The following is a 20,659-nucleotide window of genomic DNA, read 5'->3' as shown; positions in this document are numbered from 1 at the left end:
CGGTGGCGATCGTGGTCATGGTGTCCTCCTCAGGGCTCGGCGAGGTCGTCCGGTTGGCGCGACAGCCCATCAGCCTATTCCTGTGAACCAGCTGAGCGCAAGAGGAATTCCCGAGACGACGAGGAGCCCGCTCTCCCGGGAGCGGGCTCTTCGAACCGAGAGGTCAGCGGGCGGCGCGTTCGCGGGCCAGGAGCCTCTCCTTCACGGGCAGGCCCCAGGCGAAGCCGCCGAGAGAGCCGTCCGTGCGGAGCACCCGGTGACAGGGCACGAACAGGGCCGGGGCGTTGCGGGCGCAGATCGACGCGGCGGCCCGCACCGCACGCGGATTGCCGAGCCGGGCCGCGAAGCCCGTGTACGTCAGGGGTTCCCCCGGGGCGATGCCGCGGAGCGCCGCCCATCCGGCGAGCTGCAGGGCGGTGCCGGTCTGCGCGACCGGGACCGCGTCGATCGCCGTGACGTCGCCGGCATAGTACGCGCGGACGGCACCCGCCGCGTCCGTCTCGGCCTCCCGCACGGCGTCGGGACGGCTTCGGGACGGCAGGCGTCCGAGGATCGCCTCGACGTCGTCGGTCCACCCGGACACGAGCACCCGCTGGCGCTCGTCGGCGAGGATCGTGAAAGGGCCGTCAGCGGTGTCGAGGGTCTGGATGAGTGCGGTCATGAGGTCTCCTCGGTGTCGGATTCGTGGCCGCGGGCGGGCCGGGTGGCGGTCTTGCTCCGCGGTCCGGCGGGGCGGATCGGAGCGGCACGCCACAGGTGCGCGCTGAGGTAGCTCCGCCACGGCGCGGTGCGCTCCGCCCAGGCGGTGAGGGTCTTCGGTTCGGCCGGGAGACCGGCAGCCGCGGCTCCGGCGCGGAGGGCGACGTCACCGGGCAGCAGCACGTCCGGATCGCCGAGCACCCGCATCCGCACGTAGTCGGCGGTCCAGGGACCGATGCCGGGCATCGCCAGCAGGGCCGCGCGCTGCGTGGGGCCGTCGTCGCCGACCGTGAGGGTCAGGCTCCCGTCCGCGAGGGCGGCGGCGGCTCCGGTGACGGCGCGGATGCGGGCGGCGGGCCCCCGCAGCACCTCGGCGCCGTGGGCCGCGATGGCCGACATCGTCGGGAACAGCAGCCCCTCGGGGGTCCGCTCCCCCAGCGTGTCGGTGAGGGCGGTGAGCGCGGTGCGGGCGGCGACGACCGTGATCTGCTGCCCGATCATCGCGCGGATGAGCATCTCGTGCGGATCGGCCGCTCCGGGCACGCGGATACCGGGGGTGCGTGCGATGAGGGGAGCGAGAGGCGGGTGCGCCGCCAGGGCCTCGTCGATCGCCAGGGGGTCGGCGTCGAGGTCGAAGATCCGACGCGCGGTCGCCACCAGCGGCGCGAGGTCGCCGAGCTGCGCGACCCGAGCCCGGAGGTGCAGCCGCTCCGTCTCCTCCTGACGCACCTCGAACCACGCAGGGCCTCCGGGCATCCAGACGTGTCGGGAGAACGCCGTGGCCGTGGCCTCCTCGACCCCGGTCACCGCCCGCGCCGCCATCCACGCGAAGACGCCGGCCGCGTCCAGGGGACCCCGGTACGGCAGGACCAGGTCGATCGTTCCCGGCACGGACGCGGACGGCGTGCGGCGGCGGGCGCGCAGCTCTCCGGGCGTGAGGCCGAACACCTCGCGGATCGTGTCGTTGCACTGGCGGATGCTGTGGAAGCCGGCGGCGAAGGCGACGTCGGCGATGGGCATGTCCGTCCCCACGAGCAGCATGCGGGCGGTGTGGGCGCGATGCGCTCTCGCCAGTGCCAGAGGTCCGGCGCCGAGCTCGGTCGTCAGCAGCCGCGTGAGGTGACGGCTCGAGTAGCCGAGGCGCGCGGCGAGCCCTGGCACGCCCTCGCGCTCGACCACGCCGGACGCGATCAGCCGCATGGCGCGAGCGGCGGTGTCTCCGCGGACGTCCCACGCGGGCGACCCGGGGGCGGCCTCCGGCAGGCAGCGTTTGCATGCGCGGTAGCCCGCCTCGTGCGCCGCGGCACTGGTCGGATAGAAGGTCACGTTCTGCGGCTTGGGGGTGCGGGCGGGGCAGCTCGGACGGCAGTAGATCCCGGTCGAGCGCACGGCGGTGACGAACTGGCCGTCGAAGCGGGTGTCCCGGGCGCTGATGGCTCGGTAACGCTCGTCGAACGCGGTCACGGGGAGGCTCATGTCCTCCACTCTCTCACCCCCGCATGGCTACGGCTGGCGGAAATCGGACATCGCGGTTTCTTCCCCGAAACCCCGCCGACGCGCCGAGACCCCGGGGTACGGACGTGCGCACACCGGGGTCTCGACGGAAGACCGGGGTCTCGGTCAGTGGAAGAAGTGACGCTCCCCCGTGAAGAACATCGTGACGCCGGCCTTGCGCGCGGCATCCACGACCTCCTCGTCACGAACGGACCCACCGGGCTGCACGATCGCCGTGACACCCGCGTCGATGAGCACCTGGGCACCGTCCGCGAAGGGGAAGAACGCATCGGACGACGCGACCGATCCGGCGGCACGATCTCCTGCCCGCTCCACCGCGAGGCGGCACGAGTCGACGCGGTTGACCTGGCCCATGCCGACGCCGACCGTCGCATTGTCCTTCGCCAGGACGATCGCGTTCGACTTCACCGCCCGGCAGGCCTTCCACGCGAAGATCAGGTTCTCCATCTCCTCGTCACTCGGACGCTCACCCGACACGAGCTCCCAGTTCTTCGCGACCGAGACGATGTCGTCCGGGAAGCGGTCCGCGTCCTGGAGCAGGAGACCGCCGGACACGAGCCGCACGTCCATGCGCTCCTGCTGCCAGTCCTCGGGGAGCTGCAGCAGGCGCAGGTTCTTCTTCGCCTTGAAGACCTCGAGGGCCGCGGGCTCGAACGACGGCGCCACGATCACCTCGGTGAAGATGTCCTTCAGGTTCTCGGCCATCTTCAGCGTCACGGTGCCGTTCGCGGCGATCACCCCGCCGTACGCCGACACGGGGTCGCACTCGTGGGCACGGAGGTGCGCGCTGGCGATCGGGTCGAGGGCGTTCGGGGCGGTGGTGGCGATCCCGCAGGGGTTCGCGTGCTTGATGATGGCGACGGCGGGCTTGACCATGTCGTAGGCGGCGCGCAGGGCGGCGTCGGCGTCGACGTAGTTGTTGTACGACATCTCCTTGCCCTGCAGCTGCGTGGCCTGGGCGATGCCGTGGCCCCCGGCGCGGGTGTAGATGGCGCCGCGCTGGTGGGAGTTCTCGCCGTAGCGGAGCGTCGCGAGCCGCTCGGCCTGGATCGTCAGATGCGCCGGAAGGTCGCCCGGCTCGTTGAGGGTCCCCTCGGCGAACCACTGCGCGACCGCCGTGTCGTAGGCCGCGGTGTGCGCGAAGGCCCGCGCCGCGAGCTCCCGGCGCTGGGCGAGCGAGGTGCCCCCCTGCTCCACGGCCGCGACGATCGCGGGGTAGGACTGCGGCGACACGACGATCGCGACGTTGGCGTGGTTCTTCGCGGCCGCGCGCACCATGGCGGGGCCGCCGATGTCGATCTGCTCCACCACGTCGTCGCCCTCGGCACCGGAGGCCACGGTCTCCACGAACGGATAGAGGTTGACCACGACGAGCTCGAACGGCGCGATGTCGAGGTCGGCGAGCTGACGCTCGTGGTCCTCCAGGCGCAGGTCGGCGAGCAGGCCGCCGTGCACCTTCGGGTGCAGGGTCTTGACGCGGCCGTCGAGCATCTCGGCGACACCCGTGACTGCGGCCACGTCCGTCACCTCGAAGCCGGCGTCGCGGATGGTGGACGCCGTGGAGCCCGTCGAGACGATCTCGACGCCCGCCTCCGCGAGCGCGGCGGCGAGCACGAGCAGGTCGGTCTTGTCGCTGACCGAGACGAGGGCGCGCCGGATCGGCACCGTGTCGCGATCGCGGTAGAGCGTGGGGTCGTGGCGGGGGCCGGCCATGATGGGCTCCTTCGTGCGGGGGCGTCGGGGGTCAGGGGGCGGAAGTCAGGGCGAGGTCGCCGGTCGCGATGCGCCGGACGACATCGATGAGGAGCCGGCGCTCGACCGGCTTGATGCGCTCGTGCAGGGTGTGCTCGGTGTCGTCGGCCCTGATCGGCACGCGCTCCTGGGCGAGGATGGGGCCGGTGTCGACGCCGTCGTCCACGACGATCACGCTGGCGCCGGTCTCGCGGACCCCGGCGGCGAGGGCGTCGCGGACGCCGTGGGCTCCGGGGAACTCCGGGAGGTACGCGGGGTGGGTGTTGATGATCCGGGGCGCGTAGGCGGCGACGAGCGAGGACGGCAGCAGGCGCATGAGCCCGCTGAGCACCACGAGGTCCGGCGTCCAGACGGCGAGCTGACGACCCAGCTCCTCGCCCCACGCCTCGCGGCTCTCGTGCTCGTGCCACGGCACGGTGAAGCTGGGGATGCCGAACTCCTCGGCGTGGGCCAGTCCGTCGGCTTCGCGGTCCGCCCCGACCACGACGACACGCGCCGGGAAATCGGGGTGACGAGCGGCCTCGAGGAGGGCGCGAAGGTTCGAGCCGGCGCCCGAGATGAGTACGGCGACCGTGAGCACGCGCCCAGTCTACCGGCGTGCCGGCGACGCTCCGACCCGGTCCGCCGAGCGCTCGGGACGCCTAGCGACGGTCGTCGTCGGCGGGGTCCTCGGAGCCGAGCGTGGACATCTCCTCGATCCAGCGGTCCGTGCGCTCTTCCGCGAGCTCGTCGCGGTTGCGCGGGGACAGCAGTAGGATCGCCGCGCCGACGAGCACCTCCGCTCCCAGCGACAACGCGAACGGCAGCACCGCCGGTCCCACGACCTCGAGTCGCCCCGGGCCCATCGAGCCGTTCGCGAAGGCGGCGGCGAGCGCGGCCACACCGGCCGAGACCGCGGCGATCCCGACCGCGATCACCGACCGCTGCAGGAGCCCGAGCGGTGTCCCCTCCCAGACGAGGCGCGAGCGCACGGCCCACCCGGCGAACGCCCCGGCGGCCACCGGGATCAGGATGACGATGAGCATCCACATCGAGGTGTTCTCCGGCAGCAGACCGAAGGCGGGGATGCCCGGGACCACGCCGAGCTGCGTCCCCGCGGGCGACACCGCGGTGCCCGCGCCGACAGCGAACCCGGGGCCGGCGAGCCAGGACGCCGCCCACACCACGAGTGTCGGAAGGTAGGCCAGCTGCCCGAGGGTCAGCACGGTCGCCCCGAGGGCATCGACCCGCGCCGCCTGGAACAGCGCGACGACCTCGCCCCCACGGGTCAGGACCGACAGGGCGACGGCCAACGCGGCAGCCCCCAGCACACCGACGAGCGCGAACGCCGCCCCGCGCACGACCGCGGACGGTACCGGCGCCCAGTCCTCCCTGGCGTCCAGAACGTCGTGGATGCGGTCCAGCACGCCGCCGTCGCCGTCCTCCCACGCCACGCGGACGGCACCGCACACGGCGCCCACGAGGTAGACGGCGGGGGGCAGGAGGATCGCGAGAGCCAGCGGGACTCGTGCGGCGCCCAGCGCGGAAGTGAGGGCGACGACCGTCGAGATCACGGTGAACACGACCGTCCCCGACAGGGATCCCAGCACCCACGCGCCGGATCGTGCGGCCCGGGCGCCGGAGCGCGCCGCGAAGAGCAGGGTGAGCAGCAGGAACGCCAGCGGCGTGACCGAGACGACGAACCGCGCGGCGTCTGCGGGAATCGCCAGGGTGACGAGCAGGGCGTCCGGGATCGTGATCTCCAGAGGGACACCGTGCCCGAACTCCCACAGCGTTCCGGTGAGCGGCCACAGCGCCCCCCAGTCCGCGGTGACACCGAACGCGAGCGTCCACAGGAGCGTCAACGGCGCCAGCAGCGCGGCCAGCCCGACGGCGGCCGCGATGGCGGCGTCGAGGGCGGCGAGGAGCGCGACGAGGAGGCGTTGCATAGCGCCTTCGAGACTACGACGACTTCCCGTCCGGCCCCCGTGGGCGCGCGCGAGGCGGACGACACGGTAGCGTTTCTCCGGAGGTTTCCCGATGACTACTGCCCCACCCGCCCCGGCGTCCACCGAACCCACCGGTACCCTGGACCGCTTCTTCGAGATCAGCAAGCGCGGATCGACGATCGGCACCGAGATCCGTGGAGGCCTCGTGACGTTCGTCACGATGGCCTACATCGTGATCCTGAACCCGATCATCCTCTCCGGAAAGCCGGACGTCGCCGGCGACATGCTCGACTTCAACGCCGTCGGTGCCGCGACGGCCCTGACCGCCGGCGTCATGACGATCCTCTTCGGTGTCGTCACCCGCCTGCCGTTCGGCTTCGCCGCCGGACTCGGCATCAACGCCTTCGTCGCGTTCTCCGTCGTCGGCCAGGTCACCTGGCCCGAGGCGATGGCGCTCGTGATGATCAACGGTGTCGTGATCGTGCTCCTCGCCGCCACCGGGCTGCGGAAGGCGATCTTCGACGCCGTGCCCTTCCAGCTGAAGATCGCGATCACGGTCGGCATCGGCCTGTTCATCGCCTTCATCGGCTTCGTGAACTCGGGCTTCGTCACGGCGACCGGCGCCTCGTCGCCGCCCGTCGGCCTCGGTGTCAACGGGTCGGTCGCGACCGTGCCGAGCCTGCTGTTCGTGATCACCCTGCTCCTCACGGGCATCCTCGTCGCGCTCCGCATCAAGGGCGGCATGCTCATCGGCCTCATCGGCGGCACCGTGCTCGCGGTCATCGTCGAGGCGATCTGGCACATCGGCGCCCGCGGCGCCGATGACGAGGGCAACGTCGTCAACCCCGGCGGCTGGGGCCTCACCGTCCCGGCGCTGAACGGCTCCCCCGTCAGCGTCCCCGACCTGAGCCTCATCGGCGCCGTCGACTTCTCGTTCGACCTCGGCAAGGTCAGCCTCGTCGCCCTCGTGATGATCGTGTTCACGCTCCTCTTCACGAACTTCTTCGACGCCATGGGCACGATGACGGGCCTGGCCAAGGAGGCCAACCTGGCCGACGACAACGGCGACTTCCCGCGCATCAAGTCGGCACTCGTGGTCGAGGGTGTCGGGGCGATCGCCGGTGGTGCGACCTCGTCGTCCTCCAGCACGGTCTTCATCGAGTCCGGCGCGGGTATCGGCGAGGGTGCCAGGACGGGACTCGCGAACGTCGTGACGGGCATCGTCTTCCTCATCGCGATGTTCCTGACCCCGCTGACCTCCATCGTCCCGACGGAGATCGCCGCCGCGGCGCTCATCATCGTGGGTGCCATGATGATGGCGCAGATCCGTCACATCGACTTCGGCGACTTCCGGGTGCTGCTGCCGGTGTTCCTCACGGTCTCCGTCATGCCGCTGACCTACTCGATCGCCAACGGCATCGGGGCGGGCTTCGTGAGCTGGGTGCTCATCCATGCCTTCTCCGGCAAGGCCAAGACCATCAGCCCGCTGCTGTGGGTGGTCGGCGCCGGCTTCCTGATCTTCTTCGCCCGCGGTCCCATCGAGGCCCTCTTCGGCGTCGGGATCTAGCCCCGTTTCACGTCGCGCACATGGCCCCATTCCGACACGGAATGGGGCCATGTGCGCGATTCAAAAGGGTGAGGGTATGACGAAGGCCCCGGGGTGGAGCCCGGGGCCTTCAGGTCAAGCGTAGCTCAGGTCAGAGCGACTCGATGATCTCGCGCATGAGAGCGGCGGTCTCGGACGGCGTCTTGCCGACCTTGACGCCGGCGGCCTCGAGGGCCTCCTTCTTCGCCTGCGCAGTACCGGCCGAGCCGGAGACGATCGCACCGGCGTGCCCCATGGTCTTGCCCTCGGGAGCCGTGAAGCCCGCGACGTAGCCGACGACCGGCTTGGTGACGTTCGCCTTGATGTACTCGGCCGCACGCTCCTCGGCGTCGCCGCCGATCTCGCCGATCATGACGATGGCCTTGGTCTCGGGGTCGGCCTCGAACGCGGCGAGCGCGTCGATGTGCGTGGTGCCGATGACCGGGTCGCCGCCGATGCCGATGGCGGTCGAGAAGCCCAGGTCGCGCAGCTCGAACATCATCTGGTAGGTCAGGGTGCCCGACTTCGACACGAGGCCGATCGGGCCCTTGCCGGTGATGTTCGCGGGCGTGATGCCGACGAGCGCCTCACCGGGGGTGATGATGCCGGGGCAGTTCGGCCCGATGATGCGGGTCTTGTTGCCCTTGCTCTGCGCGTAGGCCCAGGCCTCGGCCGAGTCGCCTACGGGGACGCCCTCGGTGATGACGACGAGCAGCGGGATCTCGGCGTCGATGGCCTCGATCATCGCGTCCTTCGTGAAGGCGCCGGGGACGAAGGCGATCGACACGTCGGCGCCGGTCTCCTTCATGGCCTCGGCGACCGAGGCGAAGACGGGGAGCTCGACGGCGTTGCCGTCCTTGTCCGTGTGCGAGACCGTGGTGCCGGCCTTGCGGGCGTTCACGCCGCCGACGACCTGGGTACCGGCCTTGAGCATGAGCGCGGTGTGCTTGGTGCCCTCGCCGCCGGTGATGCCCTGGACGATGACCTTGGAGTCCTTGTTGAGGTAGATCGACATGTTCTGTTCCTTAAATCCTGTCGAAGCGTCAGGCGTTGGCGAGCTCGGCGGCCTTGTCGGCGCCCTCGTCCATCGTCGCGGCCAGGGTCACGAGCGGGTGCGCGTAGTCGGCGAGGATCGCACGACCCTCGTCCACGCGGTTGCCGTCCAGGCGGACGACGAGCGGCTTGGAGGCCGTGTCGCCCAGCGTCTCCAGGGCACCCTTGATGCCGTTGGCGACGGCGTCGCACGCCGTGATGCCGCCGAACACGTTGACGAACACGCTCTTGACCTGCGGGTCGCCGAGGATGACGTCGAGACCGGCGGCCATGACCTCGGCCGAGGCGCCGCCGCCGATGTCGAGGAAGTTGGCGGGCTTCACGCCGTTGTGGTTCTCTCCGGCGTAGGCGACCACGTCGAGCGTCGACATGACCAGACCCGCGCCGTTGCCGATGATGCCGACCTCGCCGTCGAGCTTGACGTAGTTGAGGCCCGACGCCTTGGCCTTGGCCTCGAGCGGGTCGGCGGCGTCCTTGTCCTCGAGCGCCTCGTGCTCGGGGTGGCGGATCTCGGAGGCGTTGTCGTCGAGCGTGACCTTGCCGTCGAGCGCGATGATGTCGCCGTCCTCGGTGCGGACGAGCGGGTTGACCTCGACGAGCGTCGCGTCCTCACCCTTGTAGACGTCGTACAGCTTCACGAACACATCGGAGACCTTCTCGACGAGGTCCTCCGGGAAGTTCGCGGCGCGAGCGATCTCGACCGCCTTCTCCTTGTCGATGCCGGTCAGCGGGTTGACCTCGACGCGGGCGAGGGCCTCGGGCTTCTCGACGGCGAGCTGCTCGATCTCCATGCCGCCCTCGACGGAGCACAGGGAGAGGTAGGAGCGGTTGGCGCGGTCGAGCAGCACGGAGAAGTAGAACTCCTCGGCGATGCGGGCACCCTGCGCGACCATGACGCGCTTGACGACGTGGCCCTTGATGTCGAGCCCGAGGATGGCCTTCGCGGCCTCGTACGCCTCATCGGGGGTCTTGGCGACCTTGACGCCGCCGGCCTTGCCGCGGCCTCCGGTCTTGACCTGGGCCTTGACGACCACGACACCGCCGATCTTCTCGGCAGCCGCCTTCACCTCCTCGGGGGTGTCCGCGACGATGCCGGCGAGGACCGGCACTCCGTACTTCTCGAAAACGTCTCGTGCCTGGTACTCGTACAGATCCACTGTGCTTCCTTCACTGGGCTGCGGTCTGGTCTGGTGATTCTCTCGATGTCGAGACATCGACCAGTCCCCCAGCCTACTACCGCAGGCTGAACGCTCCGACGCCCCGACGCCCTCCCCGACCCACCGACGCCTCCGGTACGATTCTCGGCGTCGGAGCAAGACGGAGGAGACGACGTGAGCGACCTCACCGGCGCCCAGGCGCAGCGCATCATCCGCGACGAGAAGCTCACCGCGACCGCGAACTGGTTCGGCCCTACAGGCCGACCTCAGTCGTCCGCCTGGATCGAGCGCGAAGGCGAGGAGTGGATCGTCTGGGAGGCCGACGAGCGCGGTGAGCGCTTCCATGCGCCGCTCCGCTTCCGCTCCGAAGCCGAGGCCCTGGACCTCTTCATACGGATCGCTCGGCGGTATCGGGCATCGGACTCGCGCGCGGAACGGCGACCCTCGGACGTCTCGTGACCACGGCCAGGATCAGCATGGACGGTCGCGCGCCCTCGCGGAAACGCGGGTCCTGGAACTGCGTCAGCGGTGCGCTCCCGCGGGGACGCTCGGGCGTGGGCCCCACGGCGGTCTAGGATTTCGCCATGCAGGAATCCGCAGAGCTGCGCACCGGGGGCGTCGTCGCCGCCGCGCTCGAACTCTTCAGCGCCCAGGGGTTCGACCAGACGTCCGTGGAGCAGATCGCCAAGGCCGCCGGCGTCTCCCGGTCGACCTTCTTCCGGCAGTTCGGTGGCAAGGAGGACGTTGTCTTCGCCGATCACGAGGTCCTGCTGGAGCAGCTCCGGGAGTTCCTCGACGAGGGGCACGACGATCCGTGGGGCGCGGTCTGCGCGGCATCGGAGTCCGTGTTCACGCACTTCGCGAACGACCCGGAGCTCGCGCGACGGCGGTACCAGATCGTGCGGGAGGTGCCGGTGCTCCGTGAACGCGAGATCATCACCGTGTTCCGCTACGAGCGGCTGTTCGACGAGTACCTGCGCAGCGCCCTGCCGGGAGTGGATCCGCTGGACGCGGTGGGCTTCGCGGCGCTCGTGACGGCGGTGCACAACCACGTGCTGCGACAGCTCCTGCGCGGACGCAAGAAGGTGCCGCTGTCCACCCTCCAGTCCGCGCTCGCGGATGCGCGTCGACGGTACGGCGTCGGCGAGGACACCGCGGCGGGGGCTCCGGACGACATGGTGGTGGCGGTCTTCCCGCGTTCGATGCCCGTCGCCGAGGTCACGCGGAGGCTGCGCTCCGAGCTCGACTGAGCCCGCCGGAGAGGTCGTGATACCGAGTATCGAGGAGTACGATACCTGGTGTCACGAAGGAGCATCATGAGCACGGAAGCCTCCCCCGTCCCCGGCGAGCGCGTCTCGTCCTACGACATCACCGGACGGCAGGACAGCGACTACTACGCCGTCTTCGCCGACATCCCCGCCGTCGACCGGGAAGCCTGGGACCGCGCGAAGGCGTACGTCGACGAGGTCGCCCCGCAGATGGCCGAGGCCTGGGACCGCGCCGAGTACCCGCTCGACGCCGCCCGCCGGATGGGCGAGATGGACCTCGTCGTCGACGGCGTCGACCATCCCGCGCTCACCCGGCTCTCCCCGCTCGCCGCCGGCCTGGTCAACATGGAGATCTCGCGGGGAGACGGCTCCCTCGGCACGATCCTCGCCGTGCAGGGCGGCCTCGCGCTGCGGACGCTCGCCCTGTTCGGCTCGCCCGCCCAGCAGGACCGCTGGCTCACGGCACTCGCCGACGGCTCGGTACTCGGATCCTTCGCGCTGACCGAGCCCGACCACGGCTCGGACTCCGTCTCGCTGGAGACCGTGGCCCGCCGCGACGGCGACTCCTGGGTCCTCCGCGGCGCCAAGAAGTGGATCGGCAACGGCGCCTCGGGCGGCATCACATTCGTCTGGGCACGGGTCGACGACGAGTCCGCCGCCGAGCACGGGGCGGTGCGGTGCTTCCTCGTCGAGCAGGACGCCCCCGGATACACCGGCACCGTGATCCGCGGGAAGGCCTCCCTCCGCGCGATCCATCAGGCGCACATCCGCCTGGACGACGTGCGGGTACCGCTGGACGCGGTGCTGCCGGGGACCAGGAGCTTCAAGGACGCCTCGACCGTGCTCTACGCCACCCGGTCCGGAGTCGCCTGGTCGGCGCTGGGCCACGCGACGGCCTGCTACGAGGCGGCTCTGGCCTACGCGAAGGAGCGTGTGCAGTTCGGCAAGCCGCTCGCGAAGTTCCAGATGGTGCAGGAGCGGCTGACGCACATGCTGGAGGACCTGACGGCGATGCAGCTCTACTGCCGCCGGATGGCGGACCTCGAGCAGGCAGGAGCGCTGCGTCCGACCCAGGCCTCGCTCGCCAAATTCCACAACACCCGGGCGGCCCGGCGGATCGCGGCGACGGCGCGTGACCTCCTGGGAGGTAACGGCATCCTCCTGGAGAACGGCGTCATGCAGCACATGGCCGACATCGAGGCCATCCACACCTACGAGGGCACCGAGTCCGTGCAGGCCCTCCTTCTCGGCCGCGACATCACCGGGATGAGCGCCTTCGCCTAGCCCTTCGAATCGCTCACTTCGCTGGATTCGGCGGCCGGATGCAGCGAAGTGAGCGATTCGAAGCAGAGGAGTCGGTCGCGATCGTCCCAGGGGTCGACGAGGCGGAAGCCGCGGGACGTGTAGAGCCGGATCGCGGCGTCGCGCCACTCCCACACCGACAGCCGCACCGCACCCTCGGCCTCCGCCAGGACGGCGTCGAGCAGCGCGGAACCGACGCCTCGGCCGCGCACGGCGGGGTCAGCCCAGAGCCGCTTGATCTCGGTGTGACCGGCATACGGCAGGGCGATCACCACGCCGGCCGGGGCCTCGTCGATCTCCGCCACGAGCACCCGACCATCGGCGTACGCGGTCGCAGGGTCACGGACCTCCGGCAGGTACCGCTCGGGGAGTTCGCCCTCGGGTTCCTCCGGCCCACCCAGGACGTCGTGCTTCTCCTGCTCCGTCTGACGGAGGTACGTCGAAACCGCCGTACCGACGAACGCGGAATCCTGTGGCCACTCCGCCTCGCGGACGGAGACGCCGCCGTGCGACGCGGAGGCCGCGGGCATCAGTCGCAGCCGCAGCCGCCGGCGGGGGTCTTCACCATGAAGCAGACGTCGCACACGCCGTAGTCGCGTTCGACGGGCTTCGGCGCCGCGGGCGTGCGCGGCGCCGACGGGGTGCGCGGCGTCGTGGAACGCTTGGCCTTGACGGGGGCCTGCGGGGCGAACTCGCTCGGGTGCGTGACGTAGAAGTACGGCGCGCGCCCCTCGCTGGGCTGCAGCCGCAGGCGGGTCGAGCCGACGGTGACGACCTCGTCCTCCGTGAATCCGTTGGTGTACGTGCGGCCGATGTGCAGCGCCGCGCCCTCGCGCCGGATCGCCTCGATATAGCGACCGCGGTCGATCAGAGAGGTCACCCCCGCGGAATCGACGATCTCGGTGATGAACGCATGGTTCACCGGATCGATGCGGTGCGCGCGTAGCGCCTCGGGAAGCGAGCGGTACGGACGGGAGGTGCCGGCGGGGGTCGGGCCCTGGACTTCATTCATCCCTTCCAGGATCGCACGGCGCAACCCCCTCCGCCGACCGCGGACTCGCGTGCGAGACTGGCCGCATGGCACTCGCGACGATCATCGGATCCGGCCCGAACGGCCTCGCCGCCGCCGTCTCCCTCGCCCGCGCCGGCTACCGGGTACGCGTGCTCGAGGCTGCGGACACGGTCGGAGGGGGCCTGCGCACTCGGGAGGCCACCCTCCCCGGCTTCCGTCACGACGTCTGCTCGGCCGTCCACCCCGCAGCCGTCGCCTCGCCCTTCTTCCAGGCGTTCGGCCTCGACGAGCGGATCGAGTGGATCCGCCCCGAGATCTCCTTCGCCCATCCGCTGGACGACGGTCGTGCCGCCATCGCGTGGCGCGACATCGAGCGCACCGCCGCCGACCTCGGCATCGACGGGGACGCCTGGCTGCGCCGGCTCCGCCCCCTCAGCACGCACATCGACGGCGTCACGGACTTCACCGGGAACCAGCTCCTCCGCCTCCCGCAGGACCCGATCACCGCCGTCCGCTACGCCATCCGCATGCTCGACCAGGGCACGCCCCTCGCGCGGGCCGCCTTCCGCACGGAGGAAGCGGCCGCGCTCATGGCCGGAGTGGTCGCGCACGCGAACTCCCCGCAGCCCACGCTCGCCGGCGCCGCGGCGGGTCTTCTGCTGGCCGGGCTCGCCCACGCCGGCGGCTGGCCGTACCCCCGCGGCGGCTCGCAGGTGATCGCGGACGCCCTCATCGCCGATCTCGAGGCCCATGGCGGCACGATCGAGACGGGCGCCCGCGTCACCGACCTCGCGGACCTGGACGGGGGCGACCCCGACCGCGGTGACGTGCTGCTGCTCAACACCTCTCCCCGGCTCGCACTCACCCACCCTGACATCCCGGCCTCGTACGCCCGCGCCCTCCGCGGCTACCGCTACGGCGCCGCGGCGGCGAAGGTCGATTTCGCGCTCGATGGACCCGTCCCGTGGGCGAACGAGCACGTGCGGAGCGCCCCGACCGTGCACGTCGCCGGGACGAGGGACGAGGTGTGGAACAGCGAGAACGCGGTCGCGGTCGGCCACGTGTCCGAGCGTCCGTACGTGCTGGCGGTCCAGCCCTCGCTCTTCGACCCGACCAGGGCGCCCGACGGCAAGGCCGTGCTCTGGGCGTACATCCACGTGCCGAACGGCTCCGACCTCGACCCGACCGAACTCATCACCGCACAGGTCGAGCGCTTCGCGCCGGGATTCCGCGACCGGATCCTCGCCCACCACGCGGTGCCGGCATCCTCGCGCGAGGCGATCAACCCGGCCGAGATCGGCGGCGACATCTCCGGCGGCGTCTTCGACATGCGTCAGGCCCTGCGCCGCCCCGTCCTCTCCCCCGCTCCGTGGCGGACGCCGATGCGCGGCGTGTACCTCGCGTCGGCCTCGACTCCGCCCGGCCCCGCGGTCAACGGCATGGCGGGATGGCACGCGGCACACACCGTGCTCCGCGACGCCGGCACGCCCGCGGAGCTCGACGACCTGTTCGGCTGACCCGGCCCTTTCCCCCGCTCGCCGCCCGGTCCAGGATGGGTGCATGCGCTACGAGATCCCGGCCCCCATGCTCGCCAAAGCCGTCGCGGCCGTTCCCGACCCCGACAAGACGCCGGGCGGCCTGCTCTACGAGCCGAAGTGGGACGGGTTCCGCGGGCTCATCGCCTGGGACGGCGAGAAGGTCGAGATCGGGTCCCGCGGCGCGAAGCCCCTGACGCGCTACTTCCCGGAGCTCGTCGACGCGATCCCGCAGCTGCTGCCGGTGCCCTGCCTGCTCGACGGTGAGATCGTCGTGGCCACGGGTCCGCACGGCGCGCAGCGTCTGGACTGGGAGGCCCTCAGTCAGCGCATCCACCCGGCGGCCTCCCGGGTCGCGAAGCTCGCCACGGAGACCCCGGCCATGTTCATCGCCTTCGATCTGCTCGCCTCCGGGGAGGACGACCTGCGGGCCCAGTCGTTCGAGACGCGCCGGGCCCGGCTGGAGACGCTCATGGACTCCGTGGAGCACCCGCTGCACCTGACCAGGACCACCCGCGATCGGGACGCGGCCGTCCGCTGGCTCGAGGAGTTCGAGGGCGCGGGGCTCGACGGCGTCGTGGCGAAGCCGCTGGCCCAGCCGTACGCGCCGGGGAAGCGCACCCTGTTCAAGATCAAGCATGCGCGGACCGCCGACGTCGTCGCCCTCGGCTACCGCATCCACAAGTCCGGCACCGGGGTCGGCTCGCTGCTCGTCGGGCTCTACGACGCCGACGGGACCCTGCGCCAGGTCGGCGGGGTCGCGGCGTGGAGCGACGCGAAGCGGAAGCAGCTCGTGGAGGAGCTCGCGCCGCTGGTCGAGCGCGACGAGGACGGCGCCGCCGTGACGGGTGAGGGTGAGCGGTCGCGGTTCAGCGCATCGAAGGACGTGTCGTTCGTTCGCCTGCGCCCCGAGCGGGTGCTGGAGGTGCGGTACGACCAGCTCGAGGGCGCGCGCTTCCGCCACACCGTGCAGTTCGAGCGATGGAGGCCGGACCGGGACGCCCGCTCCTGCACGTACGACCAGCTCGACACCGTCGACGGCTACGACCTCGCCGACGTCCTGAGCTGAGCGCGCTCAGTCGTCGACGGGGTTGCCGTCGGCATCCCAGTTCGCGGCGTTCTTCTTGCTCGGCTGCACGCGCGGCGGCTCTCCCGGCATCTTCGGGAACTCCGGTGGGAAGGGCAACTCCCCGAGGCCGTCCGCCGTGTCGCGCTCCCACCACTCCAGCAGCGTGTCGATGCGCCCGGGCTTCGCCTGCATGTCGGCCCAGGGGTCGCCGACCTCTTCGAGCCGCTGCGGGACGCTCCGGACGGTGAACGTCCTGGGGTCGAGATCGTCGAGCTCGTCCCAGTGCACAGGCGTCGCGACGGTCGCACCGGGGAGGGCGCGCGGACTGTAGGCGCCGGCCATCGTGCGGTCGCGGTTGGCCTGGTTGAAGTCGACGAAGAGGCGCTCGCCCCGCTCTTCCTTCCACCAGTTCGTCGTGACGCGATCCGGCATCCGGCGTTCGAGCTCCCGGCCGGCGGCGATCACGGCGTGCCGCACGTCGAGGAACTCGTGGGTCGGCTCGATCGGGGCGAAGACGTGCAGGCCGCGGTTGCCGCTCGTCTTCGCGAACGCCTCCAGCCCGGCCTCCCGCAACACCTCCCGCAGAGCGTGGGCGGCGGGGACGGCCTCGGCGAACCCGGTGCCCGGCTGGGGATCGAGGTCGATCCGCAGCTCGACCGGGTTGTCGGAGTCGGTCGCCAGCGATGCCCACGGGTGGAAGACGATGGTGTTCATCTGCACCGCCCACACGATCGCGCTCGTGCGGTTCAGGACGATCTGGGGATGGCGGCGGCCGCTGTTGTAGGTCACCGTGACGGCGTCAACGAAGTCCGGAGTGCCCTTCGGCGGGTTCTTCGAGAAGAACCCCTCGGGACGCGGACCGCCGGCAGCGCCGACGCCGTCGCGGAAGCGCTCCAGGGACACCGGGCGGTTGCCGTTCGCCGCGAGGAACGGCACAGACACGAGCTGCACGTACTCGGCGAGTTCCGCCTTGGTGATACCGAGGTCGGGCCAGACGATCCGATTCGGGCTGGAGAGCGCGACCTCACGCTCTCCGTCGGTGTCGGCGACGGTCAGGGTCACGCGTTCAGAGGCCATGCTCCGACCCTAGGGGGCGGTCACGACGCACGGAACCCCCGGCAGGCCCCCGGTGGACGCGTGCCGTCAGTCCTCGATCCGCACCGCGCGCACGAGCACCGGGGCGAGGGCGTCGCGCTCCACCACCATCGAGGGTCCTGCGGAGTCGATGATGACGCCGGCCATCTCGGAGTGGCTCGACAGCACCTTCGCGAGCTGGTCAGGCTCGAAGGGCAGCGGGCGGTCGCCGCGGCCCAGCGCGATGACCTCCAGCGGGTGCGAGAAGAGCTGGAGGAAGCGCCGACCGTCGGCTGTCTGAGCCTCGGCGATGCCGACCTGACCGGTGCCGGATCCGTCGTTCACGGCCACCCACATGCGCGTCGTGGCGAGGGCCTCGCCCACCTTGGCGGGCGAGTCCTGCTCCCGCGGAGCGGCGAGCAGCGACTTCACGGTCATGTCGACGTCGGCCTGCTCGAGCGTCTTCTGCAGGAGCTCAGTGGGGAACACCACACGATGCGGCGCCGAGGCGTTGTCGATGATGAGACCCGCGAAGTCGCCGGAGACGACCTGCTGCATGACCGAGGTCGTCGGCTGGGCGACCGCGGACGTGGCGGACGGGTCTGCTTCGAGCTGGACGGAGTCGCGGACGGCGGCCGCCGAGCTGAATGCCAGCATGAACTGCCGCTCTCCGTCGCGGACCACGGCGACGGCCAGCGGCTTGCCCTCGCTGATCTGCGCGCGGGCATCACCGCTCACGCGGATGTAGAGGTGGCTCTGCAGAGCCTGGCGGAGCACTCCGAGGAGCTGCTCGTTGGAGGCGCCCGCCTCGATCTGCGCCAGGGACTCGCGCAGGAGGACGTTGTCCTTCATCCCTGCGACGGTCTCGGTCTGCTCGGGCGGGAGCGCAGGAGCGAGCGGGAGCTTCCGCTCGGCAGCCGGCGCCGCGGGCTCCTCCGCCGGGCGCGGCGGTGTCGCTGCGGCAGCGGGCGCCGGTGCTGTCGCGGCATCCGGATCCGGAAGGGCGACCTCGGGTCCGGCTTCGGCGCCAACACCGCGGAACGCCTGGACGGAGATGCCGACGGCGGGCGATGCCTCGGCCGTCGACGCCTCCGACTCCTCGGTCGCCATGCTCGCGTCCTCCTCGGTGTCGGCTGCCGGAGCGGCGGAGGGGGCGGGAGCGACGGCGTCGTCGCCGGACTTCTTGCGGCGGGAGAAGAGGGCCATGGGAGCCAGCCTAACCGTGTCTCCCCGCCCCCTTCGCCGCGACGTCAGAGCTTCTGGATCGGTGCGACCTTGATGAGCAGCTTCTTCTGCCCCGCCGTGTCGAACCGGACGTGGGCGATGCGCTTGGCCCCCTCACCGGTGACGGCGTCGACCCGGCCCTCACCGAAGTCGTCGTGCCGGATGCGGTCTCCGGCGGCGAGTTCGAGGTCGCCGTTGTCGCGCATCTTGGCGGTGACACGGTTGGGGATCTTGTCCATCGCCGTCGAGAGCGGCTTGAGGGAGTCGCGGGGCAGGGCCTTGACGCCGAAGCGGTCGCCGGAGCCCCCGGAGCGGCGGGCGTTCAGCGCCCTGGACTGCATGCCCCCGCGGGAGTTGACGTCGCCCGGGGACTGCCGCCAGTCGATGAGGGAGGCCGGGATCTCCTGCAGGAACCGGCTGGGCATCGCGACCGTCACCTCGCCGAACTGCGCGCGGGTCATCGCCAGGGACAGGTGCAGGCGCTTGCGGGCGCGGGTGATGCCCACGTAGAACAGCCGCCGCTCCTCCTGCGGCCCGCCGGGCTCTCCCGCCGAGATGCGGTGCGGGATGAGGTCCTCCTCGACGCCGGTCACGAAGACCGCGTCGTACTCCAGGCCCTTGGCGGTGTGCATCGTCATGAGCGAGACCGACCCGGACTCGTCGTCGAGGTCGTCCGCATCGGAGACCAGCGCGACCTCGGTGAGGAAGTCGGTGATGGTGCCCTCGGGGTTGTTGCGCGCGAAGTCGCGCGTCACGGCCACGAACTCGTCGAGGTTCTCCACGCGGGCCTCGTCCTGCGGGTCGCGGCTGGCGCGCAGGGCGTCGAGGTACCCGCTCTTGGACAGCAGGAGGCTGAGCCCGTCGGCCACGGAGGTGGGCGGCGGCACCTCCCCCGTCGGCGGGAGCATGATCGCCGTCGCCTCGGCGAGAACCGCATCGAGCTGGGCGATGGCAGCCTGGATCTTCGGGCCCACACCGAGCTGCCCCGGAAGCGACAGGGCCTCGCGGAAGGCGATGCCGTGCTCGTCGGCGAAACGGGCGATGGCGGTCTCTGTGACGTCGCCGATGCCGCGCCGCGGCTTGTTGAGGATGCGGCGCACGGCCATCTCATCGGCGGGATTGGCGACCGCCACGAGGTAGGCCAGGGCGTCCTTGATCTCGGCGCGCTCGTAGAACTTGGTGCCGCCCATGATCTTGTACGGCACGGCCGAGCGGATGAAGATCTCCTCCAGCGCGCGGGACTGCGAGTTCGTGCGGTAGAAGACGGCCATCTCCGAGTACGGCATGCCCTTGCGGTGCAGGGCCTCGATCTCGTCGGCGACGAACTGGGCCTCGTCGTGCTGCGAGTAGCCGGTGAAGCCGATGATCCTGTCGCCCTCGCCGCGGTCGCTCCAGAGCTTCTTGTCCTTGCGGTCGAAGTTGTTGCCGATGACGGCGTTCGCCGCGGAGAGGATGTTCTGCGTCGAGCGGTAGTTCTGCTCGAGGAGGACGACCTTCGCCCCCGGGAAGTCGCGCTCGAACTCGCTGATGTTGCGGATGTCCGCGCCGCGGAAGGCGTAGATCGACTGATCCGAGTCGCCGACCACCGTCAGCGACGCCCCGGCCTCACCGGCGCCCGGTGCCGGCTCGGGGTCGGGCTCGAAGATCATCATGCCGTTGGCGGCATACGGCTCCGGTGTCGCGCCGACCCCGGACACCGGACGGGTGAGCTCGTGGATGAGCGCGTACTGCGCGTGGTTGGTGTCCTGGTACTCGTCGACGAGGATGTGGCGGAACCGGCGGCGGTAGGTGTCGGCGACCTGGGGGAACGCCCGGAACAGGTAGACCGTCTGGCCGATGAGGTCGTCGAAGTCGAAGGCGTTGGCCTTCTGGAGCTGCCGCTGGTAGTCGGCGAAGACCTCGACGAAGACGCGTTCGGCCGGGTCGCTCATGTTGGCCTGGCGGGCATAGGCCTCGGCGTCGGAGAGCTCGTTCTTGAGCTTGGAGATGCGCCCCTGGACCGCCGCCGGGGTGAGGCCGTAGGCGTCGGCCTCGTGCTCCTTGACCAGCCGCTTGAGGAGGGCGCGGGAGTCTCCGGAGTCGTAGATGGTGAAGTTCTTCGTGAACCCGAACTGCTGCGCCTCGCGGCGGAGGATGCGCACGCACGCGGAGTGGAACGTGGAGATCCACATGCCGCGCGCGGCGTCGCCGATGAGCCCTTCGACGCGCTCGCGCATCTCGCCGGCGGCCTTGTTGGTGAAGGTGATGGCGAGGATCTGGCTCGGCCACGCCTCCCGGCTGCGCAGGAGCGAGGCGATGCGGCGCGTGAGCACGCTCGTCTTGCCCGATCCGGCGCCGGCGACGATGAGCAGCGCGGGGCCGCGATAGGTGACGGCCTCGAGCTGCTGGGGGTTGAGGCCGGCGAGGAGGTCGTCCTGCGCGGGGGCGCCGGAGGACTGCGGGCCGACGGATCCGGGGACGATGAGAGGGGCTTCGGTCATGACCTC

General features: G+C 71.0%; 18 protein-coding genes. 6 read left to right on the top strand and 12 right to left on the bottom strand.

Annotated features, from left to right (window positions below; all coding sequences use genetic code 11):
* Positions 1-163 precede the first annotated feature (163 nt).
* From M4D53_RS12335 to M4D53_RS12315, 5 genes are all read right to left on the bottom strand, one after another.
* On the bottom strand, positions 164-661 hold the full coding sequence (locus M4D53_RS12335) for a methylated-DNA--[protein]-cysteine S-methyltransferase (RefSeq protein WP_187663465.1): 498 nt from the start codon (positions 659-661) through the stop codon (positions 164-166).
* Entirely contained in the window at positions 658-2,175 is a 1,518-nt protein-coding gene (locus M4D53_RS12330; RefSeq protein ID WP_259954280.1) for a DNA-3-methyladenine glycosylase 2 family protein, read from the bottom strand. Before M4D53_RS12330 ends, M4D53_RS12335 begins: the two co-directional genes overlap by 4 nt.
* Positions 2,176-2,319: 144 nt before the next feature.
* Positions 2,320-3,927 carry a bifunctional phosphoribosylaminoimidazolecarboxamide formyltransferase/IMP cyclohydrolase gene (purH, locus tag M4D53_RS12325; RefSeq protein ID WP_259954278.1) on the bottom strand — a complete coding sequence of 536 codons (1,608 nt, stop codon included), beginning with the start codon at positions 3,925-3,927 and terminating at the stop codon, positions 2,320-2,322.
* Positions 3,928-3,958: 31 nt separating this feature from the next.
* Positions 3,959-4,546: a phosphoribosylglycinamide formyltransferase gene (purN, locus tag M4D53_RS12320; RefSeq protein WP_101847100.1), complete on the bottom strand. Its 588-nt coding sequence runs from the start codon at positions 4,544-4,546 to the stop codon at positions 3,959-3,961.
* 61 nt (positions 4,547-4,607) lie between these two features.
* The gene (locus M4D53_RS12315; protein ID WP_259954276.1) at positions 4,608-5,894 is read right to left on the bottom strand and encodes a cell division protein PerM; all 1,287 of its coding nucleotides are present in this window, start codon (positions 5,892-5,894) and stop codon (positions 4,608-4,610) included.
* A 91-nt stretch (positions 5,895-5,985) separates the two neighbouring features.
* Between M4D53_RS12315 and M4D53_RS12310 the strand changes: the two genes are divergently transcribed.
* Positions 5,986-7,461, top strand: a complete 1,476-nt coding sequence (locus M4D53_RS12310; RefSeq protein WP_259954274.1) for an NCS2 family permease — start codon at positions 5,986-5,988, stop codon at positions 7,459-7,461.
* A gap of 130 nt (positions 7,462-7,591) precedes the next feature.
* Here M4D53_RS12310 and sucD read toward each other — a convergent pair whose 3' ends face one another.
* Together sucD and sucC are read right to left on the bottom strand one after the other, a co-directional pair.
* The gene (gene sucD, locus M4D53_RS12305; protein WP_187663460.1) at positions 7,592-8,494 is read right to left on the bottom strand and encodes a succinate--CoA ligase subunit alpha; all 903 of its coding nucleotides are present in this window, start codon (positions 8,492-8,494) and stop codon (positions 7,592-7,594) included.
* 28 nt (positions 8,495-8,522) lie between these two features.
* Positions 8,523-9,689: an ADP-forming succinate--CoA ligase subunit beta gene (gene sucC / locus M4D53_RS12300; protein ID WP_025103777.1), complete on the bottom strand. Its 1,167-nt coding sequence runs from the start codon at positions 9,687-9,689 to the stop codon at positions 8,523-8,525.
* Positions 9,690-9,863: 174 nt separating this feature from the next.
* On the opposite strand from sucC, the gene M4D53_RS12295 reads away from it, so the two are divergent.
* The 3 genes from M4D53_RS12295 (at position 9,864) to M4D53_RS12285 (ending at position 12,241) form a co-directional block, all read left to right on the top strand.
* Positions 9,864-10,148, top strand: coding sequence for a hypothetical protein (locus tag M4D53_RS12295; RefSeq protein ID WP_259954272.1), 285 nt, complete (start codon positions 9,864-9,866; stop codon positions 10,146-10,148).
* A 125-nt stretch (positions 10,149-10,273) separates the two neighbouring features.
* Positions 10,274-10,939 carry a TetR/AcrR family transcriptional regulator gene (locus M4D53_RS12290; RefSeq protein WP_259954271.1) on the top strand — a complete coding sequence of 222 codons (666 nt, stop codon included), beginning with the start codon at positions 10,274-10,276 and terminating at the stop codon, positions 10,937-10,939.
* A gap of 66 nt (positions 10,940-11,005) precedes the next feature.
* Positions 11,006-12,241, top strand: a complete 1,236-nt coding sequence (locus M4D53_RS12285) for an acyl-CoA dehydrogenase family protein (protein ID WP_259954270.1) — start codon at positions 11,006-11,008, stop codon at positions 12,239-12,241.
* On the opposite strand, the gene M4D53_RS12280 is transcribed toward M4D53_RS12285, so the two are convergent.
* A complete protein-coding gene (locus M4D53_RS12280; protein ID WP_259954269.1) occupies positions 12,238-12,789 on the bottom strand; it encodes a GNAT family N-acetyltransferase in 552 nt (183 codons plus the stop codon). The two genes, M4D53_RS12285 and M4D53_RS12280, sit on opposite strands and share 4 nt — an antisense overlap.
* A complete protein-coding gene (locus M4D53_RS12275) occupies positions 12,789-13,271 on the bottom strand; it encodes a hypothetical protein (RefSeq protein WP_259954268.1) in 483 nt (160 codons plus the stop codon). Before M4D53_RS12275 ends, M4D53_RS12280 begins: the two co-directional genes overlap by 1 nt.
* 65 nt (positions 13,272-13,336) lie before the next feature.
* Here M4D53_RS12275 and M4D53_RS12270 point away from each other — a divergent pair, with 65 nt between their 5' ends.
* Positions 13,337-14,788 (top strand): phytoene desaturase family protein, encoded by a 1,452-nt coding sequence (locus tag M4D53_RS12270; RefSeq protein WP_259954267.1) that lies wholly within the window; start codon positions 13,337-13,339, stop codon positions 14,786-14,788.
* A gap of 43 nt (positions 14,789-14,831) precedes the next feature.
* Entirely contained in the window at positions 14,832-15,875 is a 1,044-nt protein-coding gene (locus M4D53_RS12265; RefSeq protein WP_259954266.1) for an ATP-dependent DNA ligase, read from the top strand.
* A 6-nt stretch (positions 15,876-15,881) separates the two neighbouring features.
* On the opposite strand, the gene ligD is transcribed toward M4D53_RS12265, so the two are convergent.
* The 3 genes from ligD to M4D53_RS12250 form a co-directional block, all read right to left on the bottom strand.
* The gene (gene ligD, locus M4D53_RS12260; RefSeq protein WP_259954265.1) at positions 15,882-16,952 is read right to left on the bottom strand and encodes a non-homologous end-joining DNA ligase; all 1,071 of its coding nucleotides are present in this window, start codon (positions 16,950-16,952) and stop codon (positions 15,882-15,884) included.
* Between the two features lie 66 nt (positions 16,953-17,018).
* On the bottom strand, positions 17,019-18,155 hold the full coding sequence (locus M4D53_RS12255; RefSeq protein WP_259954264.1) for an SseB family protein: 1,137 nt from the start codon (positions 18,153-18,155) through the stop codon (positions 17,019-17,021).
* Positions 18,156-18,199: 44 nt separating this feature from the next.
* Positions 18,200-20,653, bottom strand: coding sequence for an ATP-dependent helicase (locus tag M4D53_RS12250; RefSeq protein WP_259954262.1), 2,454 nt, complete (start codon positions 20,651-20,653; stop codon positions 18,200-18,202).
* Positions 20,654-20,659 lie beyond the last annotated feature (6 nt).

Origin of the sequence: Microbacterium meiriae, assembly GCF_025143875.1 — a bacterium.
Classification (GTDB): domain Bacteria; phylum Actinomycetota; class Actinomycetes; order Actinomycetales; family Microbacteriaceae; genus Microbacterium; species Microbacterium meiriae.
Note: the sequence above shows the minus strand (reverse complement) of the source record. Positions and strands in the feature narration are given on the sequence as shown.